At 39.0% G+C, this 12,349-nt stretch carries 10 protein-coding genes; 6 read left to right on the top strand and 4 right to left on the bottom strand.

Translation table 11 applies throughout. From position 1 onward, the window contains the following. Positions 1-255, top strand: a 255-nt coding sequence (locus tag BO222_RS08740) for a transposase (protein ID WP_075817320.1), incomplete at its 5' end; no start/stop codon positions are given. A gap of 211 nt (positions 256-466) precedes the next feature. Here BO222_RS08740 and BO222_RS08735 read toward each other — a convergent pair. From BO222_RS08735 to BO222_RS08720, 4 genes are all read right to left on the bottom strand, one after another. Further along, entirely contained in the window at positions 467-649 is a 183-nt protein-coding gene (locus BO222_RS08735; RefSeq protein ID WP_075820237.1) for a hypothetical protein, read from the bottom strand. Positions 650-723: 74 nt separating this feature from the next. After that, entirely contained in the window at positions 724-1,455 is a 732-nt protein-coding gene (locus BO222_RS08730) for an alpha/beta hydrolase-fold protein (protein ID WP_075820235.1), read from the bottom strand. A gap of 6 nt (positions 1,456-1,461) precedes the next feature. Continuing rightward, a complete protein-coding gene (locus BO222_RS08725) occupies positions 1,462-1,995 on the bottom strand; it encodes a GNAT family N-acetyltransferase (protein WP_083647762.1) in 534 nt (177 codons plus the stop codon). Continuing rightward, on the bottom strand, positions 1,992-3,530 hold the full coding sequence (locus BO222_RS08720; protein ID WP_198932040.1) for an amino acid adenylation domain-containing protein: 1,539 nt from the start codon (positions 3,528-3,530) through the stop codon (positions 1,992-1,994). Before BO222_RS08720 ends, BO222_RS08725 begins: the two co-directional genes overlap by 4 nt. Before the next feature lie 452 nt (positions 3,531-3,982). Between BO222_RS08720 and BO222_RS08715 the strand changes: the two genes are divergently transcribed. The 5 genes from BO222_RS08715 to BO222_RS08695 all read left to right on the top strand — a co-directional run bounded on the left by BO222_RS08715 (position 3,983) and on the right by BO222_RS08695 (position 11,987). After that, positions 3,983-4,297 (top strand): hypothetical protein, encoded by a 315-nt coding sequence (locus tag BO222_RS08715; RefSeq protein ID WP_075820233.1) that lies wholly within the window; start codon positions 3,983-3,985, stop codon positions 4,295-4,297. Positions 4,298-4,754: 457 nt separating this feature from the next. Beyond that, on the top strand, positions 4,755-5,642 hold the full coding sequence (locus BO222_RS08710; RefSeq protein ID WP_075820231.1) for a fructose bisphosphate aldolase: 888 nt from the start codon (positions 4,755-4,757) through the stop codon (positions 5,640-5,642). A 302-nt stretch (positions 5,643-5,944) separates the two neighbouring features. Next, complete coding sequence (locus tag BO222_RS08705; protein WP_075820228.1) at positions 5,945-6,607, top strand: hypothetical protein; 663 nt, start codon at positions 5,945-5,947, stop codon at positions 6,605-6,607. Between the two features lie 179 nt (positions 6,608-6,786). After that, positions 6,787-10,314, top strand: a complete 3,528-nt coding sequence (locus tag BO222_RS08700; protein ID WP_075820226.1) for an ABC transporter ATP-binding protein/permease — start codon at positions 6,787-6,789, stop codon at positions 10,312-10,314. Between the two features lie 239 nt (positions 10,315-10,553). Beyond that, positions 10,554-11,987 (top strand): 6-phospho-beta-glucosidase, encoded by a 1,434-nt coding sequence (locus BO222_RS08695; protein WP_075820224.1) that lies wholly within the window; start codon positions 10,554-10,556, stop codon positions 11,985-11,987. The last annotated feature ends 362 nt before the right edge of the window (positions 11,988-12,349 follow it).

Here is a 12,349-nt window from a genome sequence, read left to right as displayed (position 1 = left end):
CGGGAGAACATGTCTTCAGATGCAGGACATGAGATTATGGTCAGCCGGAGCATTCAGGCGGAAGGAACCTTCGGAGATCTTAAAGAAAACTACAGATACAGCCGATTGAGACGCCGAGGACTGGAAAACGTAAAATTTGAGGTGCTTATTGTGGCCATGGGACACAATATCAGAAAATTAAACAACAGAAATCGGATGAGTTGCCCAGAACTCGAACGTTATGGAAAATTAAAGGAGCAGAAAAGCGAAATCTGAAAAAGATTATAAACAGTCTTTTTGAGTTTTGGCTCTTTTCAGTGCGTTCAAAAATTGACTTGAGCGGAAAAACACATCATAAAACAGGATTGAATCAGATAAAAAGCATAGAAAAAGGGGCTGTAAATCTCGCTGATGAAAAATCAGTCGAAATTTAACAGCCCCTTTTGGATGATTATGAGTATTGCCTGATTAATTCAGCATCTGAAGGCTAAAGACCTGCAAAAGCCAGATCATCGCATTGAACTTCAAGTTCTTCTAACGATATTTTACCGTTCACGTAATCTTCACAGAGCATTAATTCTTTTTCAGAAGCCGTTTTTCCACCCAGAGATGCAACAGATAAGGCTTCCTGAACCTGAAGTTTACGATCATTTATTTCTTTTTCAGTCATATTGATTTCCTCCATTTATCTTAATTTTGAAGCATAAAAAATTGAACGATTTATTCGTTTTCGGATCACAAGATTCATGCATCTTCTTGAGTATGAATCAGGAGCCATTTAATTCCTTTAGCGAGTCTTTGGATCGGATTGGTAAAGTGATTTCCCGGGTTTAGCTCGAAAACAGAGTCAACATTTGAATTTTGATAGTGATCACACAGCTTTTCCATCACTTGGCCTGTGGTCTGTAAAAATGGATTGCTGACTTTGGCTTCCTTGTTTCCAAGCGAAAAATAAACGGCCTTTACACTTGAAGCAAGTTGGTGGCTTAAAGCGTAATTTTCAAAATCTGGATACCAGACACTGCCCGAAACGCAGGCACAGCCTTCAAAGCAATTGGAATTGTAAAGAGAGTACAGAGCAAAGAGTCCTCCCATCGAATAACCAGAAATAAGAATGGTCTTTGGCTTTTCTTTCAGTTTTGATAGGGTCCATGGAATGATCTTTTCATCCATCGTTTTAAGAAGCTCGGGAGCCTGGCCTGTAAAATGATCATTTATCATCACAACAGGATCATGAGCCCATGGAGAGAGTTCTTCGTCCCATTGTAAATTGGTAATACTCAGAAGATTGAATTTTCTGCATTCAATCTTCTGGCAGGCTTCGATCAGAGCCTGATCCATCTTTTCAAAAGCAATCGCTATGACCAGTGGAGCACTTTCCTTAAGAACGTCCAGCTGAATTGATTTCTGATCTATGGTTGTTCTGTAAATCGTAAAGGTCCAGTCCGTTTGTAAACATGAATCCTGTTTTTCCATATGGTTTCACCGCTTTTCCTGATAAATCATCATATCTTTATAATCTATAAATCCGGATTGTTCATACAGCCTACGGCCTGATTCAGTTGTTTCCAGATAAATTTTTTCAATGTCTCTTTGCCTCGCCTTTTCGACCAGCCAGTTGACGATCAATGATCCGATGCCTAGATGTCTGTATTTTCTACGAGTAAATATGTTCATTAAATAGGCACAGTTTCCATTTATATTATCCGGAGAAGGAAGTTCATGATGAAAGATCACTGCACCAGCAGCAGCCAGATTGCCCTGAACATATGCCAGTCCAAAAACAAGGGTATGATCAGCAAGATGTTTTCTGAAGTAATCAAGATTTTCTTTTTTCAGCACATCATAGAGCGCCTGATCCTCAGGCATTTTTAAATTGAAAACTTCATTCAGTGTCTCCATGCGGATCATTATCAGCGGTTCTAGATCCGAAAGATCAGCCTGTCGAATGGTCAGATCGCTTGTATCCTTGTATTGATCAATTACAGATTTTTTCTCATTAGAAGTAATCATCATTCTGATTTTCCTTCTTTTAACACGACTGGCAGGGCAGTCTGATCAATTTTGCCATTGATGTTCAGGGGGAGTGATTCCATTTTGATGAAGAATTCTGGAATCATATAGTCGGGAAGTGATAAAGCACAATCTTTTCTTAATTTTGAAAGCGGCTTATCTATCTGATCTTTAAAGACGACATATGCGATTAGATAAGGAAGATTGTTTTCATCCGTTTCCGCTCTTACGCAGGCCTGATAGATATAGTCCAGTTCACTTATTGTATTCTGTACTTCCTGAGGCTCTACTCTTCGGCCATCGATCATGACCTGTTCATCCTTGCGGCCAATGAAAGCCAGATTGCCATCTTCCATCCAGTACCCCAGATCACCGGAGCGATATCCTTTTCGATTCAGGTGATCCATAAAGAATGCCAAAGATTCCTTTGGCCGGTTTCCGGAATAACCAGCACTGACTCCATCTCCATAGATCAAGATTTCTCCGGGTTCTCCGATCTGACAGAGCTGGCCATCTTTATTGACGAGTTCAATTTGAGTATCTAAAACGCTGTGGCCGATTGGATACGTTCCATCGCTTAAAGCGGTATGTGGGCGAATATGGAAATAAGAAGCGCATACTGTAGTTTCTGAAGGCCCATACGTGTTGTAGATCATTGGATGATCTTTATCATTTACAAGTTTATCAATGTAACTTTCCCGAATGACATCGCCTCCAGAAATCAAAAGGCGGATACAATCGGGAATTTCTGGCAGATCATTCATTTTCAAAAACAGGTAAGGGAATGAATCGATTTCGGTGATCTGATGCTTTTTTACAAATTTCATCAGTTCTTCGATATCATCCTTGATTGATTCAGGAGCGATGACCAGGCAGGCACCAGAGCATAAGGTTGTAAAGACCTCTTCAGTAAAGATATCAAACGAACAGACGGAATACTGCAGCATTCGGTCGTTTAAACCCGGATGAAATTCATGCCTGAAAGCCCGGATGTAGTGGCAGATATTTGAGTTTGTGACCATAACGCCTTTTGGATTACCAGTCGATCCAGAAGTATAGAGAATATAAGCAAGATCTAAAGGCAAAGCATAATTTTCTGTGGTTAAAAGCGTGTCATCTATTTTTAAACGAAAGGACAGCTCATCAATCAGGATTGGTAGAAAACCCATCTTTTCGATTCTTTTTCTGTACTTTTTTTGCGTAAGAACATATCTGACTTTTGATTCAGAAAACATATATTGAATTCTGCGGTCAGGTAAAAACGGTTCAGCCGGAACATAGGCACTCGCGTTTTTAAGCACTGCAAGCATACTGGCAATCTGTCGATAACCATGATCAAGAATGATTCCAAATCTTTGCTTTTGCTGAGGTAAGCTGGCAGCGATCTCACAGACAATGGATTCAAGCTGTTCATAGGTAAAAGTCTGCGATGAATCAATTAAAGCGGATTGTTTTGGATATGAGCTCACTGTCTTTTTAAATAGTCCATAAACCGTATTTTCTTCAATTTCTCCTTTCGTCCATTTGTCTTTATTCATCAAAAGAGCCTCCCCATTCATCCTATTGAATGATCTATCACTAGTTTCGGTAAATTCAGATCCCTTACTGTCCTAAGTTTATCGGGAATTTAATTTCCCTGATCATTCAGGTGCTCAATCAAATCAAGAAGATAATTTCGAATACTGCAAATATGAAAAGAATGAGCCGCAGTTTCCATAATAAAATCATAGATACTGTTTTTTCCGTTTTTAATATTTGAAGTCACATCTTTCACAGATAAATGTAAGACCATAAGAAAAAAATTCAAAACATTTTAATAGGTGCATAAATGATGTCTGATTATGAGATAGACTCAAGATAACAAAGTGAAAGAAAGTAAAGAAAATACCGCTGAGTTTAAATTTGCGGTTTATAGGAAAGTAGAGATCGAATCAGGTCTTCCAATAAAGACCAAGGAATAAAGATAAATTTCAACGACAGGAGAAAAACGATGAATAATAAAAATTTAATCAAATTAACGGCTTCAATGCTGCAGGAAGTATATTTTGCGGTTGAATATAATCTCGAGCATGAAATCGGGGAAGAAAAACGAAATCAAAGACTCCTGAATGAACTTGAGATGTATATGGACTCAGGCTGCAATGATCTCGATCAGGATCTGATCAGTGAACTTTTCATGGTTCTGCTTGAAAATGATATTTATCGATTTGATGACAATATATCCAATTCCTGCACTCGCTCCTTTTTTGCAGCTAAAAATGCCAATTGTATGGAATCGAGTTTGCTGACTGGTTCCTATGCCTGAAAGAAACTCTCAGAAAAAGGCGGCAGTCAAAAAGCTTTGATCTGTAAACGCGATCAGAGCTAATTTTGTCTTCAGACAAATTGTGTTTAACGGTCAAGGCAATCATTGAAGCTATTTCCTGAAGATCCGATAAGATGAATATAGGACAAATATTCATAGACAGACTGATCCCATTCTTTAATCTTCGATCTTTCAAATCATTCGTTACAGCCAACTGTTTTAAAAGAGAGAGCAGTGATTGTTGTTATGTCCATCTGAATGAAAAGTCCATTTAGATGGTAACGGATTTAATAACAAGGAAGATTAATCAAAGAAATCTCTCAACGGACAACAATGGTTTGGAATTTTTGGTAATGGAAAATCTTATCTGTGCCATCGATGAGGCTTTTTAAAATATTCCAAACCCTAACCGAATCTTTTTTTGAAGAATGCAGGATCGGCTCTGGGAGGAAAAAATATGAACCAGACACAATTGAATCGAATGAAAGATGGTTTAGGCTTTATTGCTGCATTGGACCAGAGTGGTGGAAGTTCACCAAAGGCATTGGCCCGATATGGCATTAAAGAAGATTCCTGGAAAGATGAAGATGAGATGTTTGATCTGATGCATGCGATGAGAACTCGTATGATTAAATCCCCATCGTTTAATGCAGATCGGATTCTGGCGGCGATCCTTTTTGAGCAGACAATGGATCGAACCATTGATGGATTATATACTGCAGACTATCTCTGGGAAAAGGAAGGAATTGTTCCCATTTTGAAAGTCGATAAAGGACTTGCTCCTCTTGAAGATGGAGTTCAGTTGATGAAACCAATCCCGGATCTTCAGAAGACTTTAGACCATGCAAAAGAACGTCATATTTTCGGAACAAAAATGCGTTCTGTCATCAAGGAAGCAAATCCAGAAGGAATTAAGAAGATTGTTGACCAGCAGTTTGAAATTGGAAAACAGATTGCTGCAGCAGGTTTGGTCCCTATTCTTGAACCAGAAGTAGATATTCGCATTCCAGATAAGGAAAAAGCAGAAGAACTCTTGCTGAAAGATATTGAAGAGAATCTGAAAAAACTGCCTGCAGATACGAAGCTGATGTTTAAGCTCTCCATTCCAACAAAGCCTGGTTTTTATTCTGAATTGATGAAGGATCCACATATAGTCAGAGTTGTAGCTTTATCTGGGGGATATTCCAGAGAAGAAGCCAATCAGATGCTATCCCAAAATTCAGGATTGATCGCTTCTTTTTCAAGAGCTCTTTCTGAAGGATTAAATGTTGCTCAAAGTGAAGAAGAGTTTGATCAGACTCTTGCTGATTCCATCGAATCGATTTATCAGGCATCTATAAAGTAAGATCGTTCAAATCAATTCTCGAATCGAATTTCATTCATTATTTTTTGAATCACAAAACTCGCCCGGCTATTCAGCCGGGTTTTAAATTGTGATAGGAACAAAAAAAGTTCAACACAATTCAGAAGAAACTGACCTGGATTCTACGTCTACTTTAAAACAAACTTCTTATTGTAAGTATGTCTCAAATTTAGAACTGATAAAATATTTCTCGAATCGATAACTTCACGGTTGGAGTGATGAGAAAAGTAACACAATATAATAGATGATGGCTTATTCTATAAAGATAGTAAAGGGAGTAAAAAATGATGAAATTTCCAGATATTGATTTTGATGCGATCGGTAGAATGGTCGATTTGCTTGATGACAATCAGAAAGAAAAAATCACCAGTATGGCCAGTGATCTGATGAATCACACCATGAACAATTTGAATCCAGAAGATGCTGACCAGAATCCAGAAGATCAGTCGCTTGACTATACAGAGTATTTTAATATTTCTGATGATCTTGTCAGTAAACTGGATTCAGATGCCTTGTCCGCTTTAGAAGCAGCCAGTGATTTAGCCCAGTTTTATGATGAAATTCCAGAAGCTGATTTAAGTGCATCGGTTTTGTTTTTATCAAAGGCTGCATTAATTACGCTCCGTAATAAAGCAGGGAAGATATTAAAAAATAATCAGATCGATGGATTTAATTCTCCTCAGTTCATGAGCTTAGGCGAATTCCTGACGCAGATAAGTAATCTGGATAATAAAAAGCTCAATAAACTGCTGTGTCTTACGGAAGGGCAATTGAAGAAAATTCAGAATGAACTGATGCAGATCGAGCTTCTTTTATCGAGGTCACAGTTTGATACCATCAGAAAAGAGGATCTTGACTATGCAAAAAGCATTCTCATTGACGATCAATTGTTGTTAGATCTAGCCAATATCAAATTTGTGGCTGAATCAGCTGATTTCATCCTCTAATGCTTTGAAAAGATTCTGCATGATCAAAGAAAGTTCTTTTCTACTGGTAGGCAATATCCAAAAGTTACAAATGATACCGTAAAGATTGATCATGAGAAGATTGATTAGATTGAACTATGTCAACTTGTTTCAGGTCGGACAATTATCGATCGGAAATCAGAAAAGGAACATGATAAAAAATGCTTCAGATCAAAAATATAAAAAAGACTTACCACACTGGAAACCTGATACAAAAAGCGCTTGATGATGTTTCTCTGAATTTGAGAGATAACGAATTTGTCGCTATACTCGGGCCTTCAGGATCCGGAAAGACTACCTTGTTGAATATCATTGGAGGTCTTGATCAATATGATGATGGAGATCTGATTATCAATGGAATTTCCACTAAGAATTACACCGATAAGGATTGGGATTCCTATCGCAACCATTCGGTTGGATTTGTTTTTCAGTCCTACAATTTAATCCCTCACCAGACTCTTTTACAGAATGTAGAGCTCGCTTTAACAATCTCCGGAATCTCAAAAGAGGAACGCAGAAAACGCGCTATAGAAGCTTTAGATGCCGTTGGGCTAAAGGAACAGATGCATAAAAAGCCCAGTCAACTCTCTGGCGGACAGATGCAGCGGGTTTCATTAGCACGAGCTTTAGTGAATAATCCGGATATTCTGTTGGCGGATGAACCTACTGGAGCCCTGGATACGCAAACCTCTCATCAGGTAATGGATCTGCTTAAGGATGTGGCCAAGGATCGCCTGGTTGTGATGGTTACCCATAATCCGGAACTTGCGGATGAATATGCAACACGGATTGTAAAAGTTCGCGATGGAAAAATTCTGAACGATTCAAATCCTTTAACCAGAGAAGAAACCGCCAGACTCTCCGACCAGCCGGAAAATAAAAATCTTGGAAAGACTTCTATGTCTTTTCTGACCGCTTTATCCTTGTCATTCAATAACCTGAAAACCAAGAAAGCCAGAACGATATTAACTGCTTTTGCCGGATCGATCGGTATTATTGGAATTGCATTGATTCTTTCGTTATCTACGGGGGTTAACGATTACATCACTTCGATTGAAAAGGAAACTCTCTCGGAGTATCCCATTCAGATTCAGAAGATGACTTCAAGCATGATGAGTATGATGATTTCGATGATGTCAGATGATCAGGCTCCAGATGGTGACTACGTTGAAGAATTTCCAACCTTAAATATGATGGCAGGCGGGAAATCAAGCAATGATCTGAAATCATTTAAGAGCTATCTTGATTCACATCAGGAACTTTTAGATCCATATGTTCGAAGCATAGAGTATAAGTATTCGCTGACTCCTCAAATTTTCCGCTATGAAGATCAGGATATTTATCAGGTCTGTCCGGATCCGGTGACTCAGGCGATGTTTGGAAGTTCAGGCATGGTTTCAAGCATGTTAACTTCAACATCAATGGCCGAGATGTTTCAGGAGCTGCCTGAAGATCCAAACCTTTATCAGAGCCAATATGAACTCAAGGCGGGAACCTGGCCAAAAAATGCCAATGAAGCGGTATTGGTTCTGGATTCAACCGGTTTGATGTCCGATGTTCTATCGTATTCATTAGGCTTAAGGTCAGGAAAAGAGCTGGATGATGTTTTAAAAGTACTGCAATCCAAAGATGGTGGAAAATTAGATGTTAAAAAGGAACACTGGACCTATGATGATATTCTGGGCCGTTCATTTAAGGTTTTGAGCAGTTCTCAGTTCTATGAATATGATTCAAAATTCAAGGTTTGGAGTGATAAGAAAGATAACGCAGATTTTTTGAAAAATGCAGTGGATAAGGGAATTGACCTGAAGATCACTGGAATCGCTTCACCTGCAAAAGGAGAATCGGTTACGATGCTTACCCAGGGAATCTATTACACTCCTGAACTCATGGATCAGCTGATCAAAATCGCTGCTGATTCAGATGTAGTGAAAGCTCAGCTCAAAACCCCGAAGATAAACATCATGACCGGGGACGAATTTGGCAAGAAACCCAAAGACAGCGCTTTTTCAAATGAAGATCTCTTCACGGTCGATGAAAAGGCATTTGCCGAAGCATTCAGGATTGATGAGTCAAAGATGAATCTTGATGCATCCGCTTTTTCAGACATGAACATTAATCCAGCAGATCTCAATCTTTCTGGAATCATGGACTTCAGTTCTTTGGCGCAGGCATTGCCGGCAATGAATGCTGAAACGTTCAATCAGATTATGAATGGCGCAATTAAACCAGTCACTGAAGAGACGATGAAGGAGATTTTTACTAACGTATATAACGGATATGATGAATATTCTAAAAATAATCCTTCCATCTCTCTTAATAATATGGCTCAGGGAATACAGGCCTATCTGAATTCAGAAGATGTAAAAAACTATGTAAGTTCAGAAATTAATTCCATCATTCAATCTTCCGGGGTGCAGATTTTTGATCCAAAGGAACTTGAAGATTTATTCAAGTCATTAATGCAGGGATATGTTGAATTTGCTAAAACACAGCCGGATCCAACGGACTTTGAAACGAATTTTGCAGCGTATATGAATTCGGGAGCCGTAAGTGCTAAGATCGGTGCTTATATTGCATCGATTCAGAACAAACTGGGTTCTATTCAGGTATCGAATGAACAGATCACTGCAATTCTGAATCATATTGCTTCTGGATATGATGCCTATGCCAATGCCAATGGGTTTGCGAGTGCTGAGTCAGTTTCTAAAGGGTTTTCTGATTATCTGGCTTCTGAATCCGGTCAGGCATTAATTGCGAGTGAAGCTGGAAAAATTGTGAATACAGGAGTCATTGAAAAGAATATTCAGTCTTTAATGTCTTCAAGTATGGAATCAGCTGGCTCTGCTCTGTCTTCACAGATGTCTGGTGTGATCAATCAGATCATGACGAGTGTTTCCTCATCTTTGGCTGGCAGCTTATCGACCGGGATGGGAAATCTGATGAATGGAATGCAGGATGCGTTCAGTATTGATCCGAAGGCTCTGGCTAAAGCGTTCAAGATGAACATGGATGAATCCGAGTTTTCTGAACTGATGATGTCCATGGCCATGGCTGAGGAAAACTCTTATGAAAACAACCTCAGAAAGCTTGGATACGTAAATCTAAGTGATCCTTCAGAAATTGATATCTATCCAAAGAGTTTTGAAAGTAAGGATGAAATCGATCAGATCATCACCAATTACAATGAACAGGTAAAAAAAGATGGGAAAGAAGATCGTGAGATTTCCTATACCGATATGGTAGGAACCATGATGAGCGGAGTCACGGATATCATTAATACCGTCAGCTATGTCCTGATTGCTTTTGTTGCGGTCTCTTTAATTGTCTCTTCCATCATGATTGGAGTCATTACCTATATTTCTGTTCTTGAACGTAAAAAGGAAATTGGAATTTTACGCTCCATCGGAGCCAGCAAGTTCAATATCTCAGAAGTGTTCAATGCGGAAACATTCATTACTGGTCTTTTATCCGGCCTGATTGGAATAGGGATCACCTTATTGCTCCTGATTCCGATTAATATGGTCATTCATACCCTGACTGGAAACAATATAGTCAACGCCGTATTGCCTCCTGCAGCTGCAATTGGTTTGATTGTTCTATCTGTCATTCTGACCATGCTTGGTGGTTTGATCCCAAGTCAGAAGGCAAGCCATCAGGATCCAGTAGAAGCGTTACGATCGGAATAATCAAAACATTCTTAACTTTTAAAGACGGTCATCGGGCCGTCTTTTTTTATTTTGATCAATCAAAAAATGTTCACGTCATGTTCCTGTAAAGAAAAATCGGAGAGTCTGAAATCAAATTTCAGAAAATGGATTATTATTTGTAATTCTCTGTTAACTGCATTCAAATTATATTATTTCGTCTTTGTCAACAAATCTGCCTATCGTAAAATAAGAACAGAGAAGAAAAGTGAGGTAATCAAATGGCTCTCGATAAAGATTTTTTATGGGGCGGTGCCTTAGCTGCTCATCAGTTTGAAGGCGGGGTCCTGGACACTTCCAAAGGATATTCTGTTGCGGATGTTATGACTGCCGGTGCGCATGGAGTCCCACGTGTTATTACAGACCAGATTGATCCGGATAAGTATTATCCAAACCATGTAGGGATCGACTTTTATCATCGTTATAAAGAAGATGTCGCTATGATGGCCGATATGGGATTCAAATGTTTCCGTACCTCTATTGCCTGGTCACGAATTTTCCCAAATGGTGATGAAGCTGAACCAAATGAAGAAGGATTACAGTTCTATGATGATCTCTTTGATGAATTGCTTTCCTACGGGATTGAACCTGTAATCACTCTTTCTCATTTTGAAATGCCATATCATCTGGCAAAAGAATATGGCGGATTTATGAACCGCAAGACGATTGACTTCTTCCTCAATTTTGCTGAAGCGTGCTTCAAACGCTATAAAAACAAAGTGAAATACTGGATGACATTCAATGAAATCAACAACCAGATGAATTTCAAGAATGACATTTTTGGCTGGACAAATTCTGGTGCTCATTTTGGAAACTATGAAAATCCTGAAGAAGCGATGTATCAATGCGGCCATTATGAGCTGGTGGCTTCTGCTAAGGCTGTTGCTTTAGGCCATTCAATCAATCCGGACTTCCAGATTGGAAACATGATTGCAATGGTACCAATTTATCCATTCTCCTGCCGTCCATCGGATATGGTATTAGCTCAGCAGCAGATGCATGACCGCTGGTTCTTCTGTGATGTACAGGTTCGTGGACACTATCCTCGCTATGCTTTAAAGAATTTTGAACGAAAGAATTTCAATCTCGATATTACGGAACAGGATATTGAAGATCTCAAAAATGGAACAGTAGATTATATTGGTTTTTCTTATTACATGACCAATACAGTAGATTCCACTGTTCATCGTGACACGTCGACCGTAACTGATGGCAGCAGCGAACATTCTGTAGCCAATCCGTTTATCGAAGTTTCCGATTGGGGATGGGCAATTGATCCAGAAGGTCTTCGTTATGCACTTTCTGAATTCTACGAAAGATATGAAAAACCACTATTTATCGTCGAAAACGGATTTGGAGCGATTGATGTCAAGGAAGATGATGGATCCGTACATGATCCTTACCGTATCGAATACTTAAGAAAACACATTGAACAGATGAAGCTTGCGGTTGAAGAAGACGGCGTAGAGCTGATGGGCTACACTCCATGGGGCTGCATTGACTGCGTCTCTTTCACAACTGGTGAAATGAAAAAGCGTTATGGATTTGTCTATGTGGACCGCAATAATGACGGTTCGGGAACTCTTGAAAGAAGCAAAAAGGATTCCTATGACTGGTATAAGAAAGTAGTCGCTTCGAATGGAGAGGAACTATAATCCATATAGAACTGATTCATGTCCGATTTCAGAATAAATCTGTTTGTAAAAAATGATCGGATTGAAAATAATAATCATTTATAATTAATAGTCACTAAAAGGATCCATCGATCGTGGTTTGAAACCGATAGATGGATCCTTTCTCTTCATCGAAATTTAAGCACAAATGCATATATTCATGAATACGAATAATACCAATGTCATTAAGTTAAGCAGATAGAAGCGCGAATTGCTTCGCACTTCATCGTGGTGTTCAGAATCTACCAGAAATTTTTATCTGGAATCAGCCATTTTTCGGCTTCAAGCCTCACGAATACGATAAAAACTGAGTGATTTTCCGCACTTTATCGCCTCTTTTTCAA

The organism is Ileibacterium valens, from assembly GCF_001945525.1.
GTDB classification, from domain to species: Bacteria; Bacillota_I; Bacilli_A; order Erysipelotrichales; family Erysipelotrichaceae; genus Ileibacterium; species Ileibacterium valens.
This window is presented reverse-complemented; position numbering and strand designations above follow the sequence as displayed.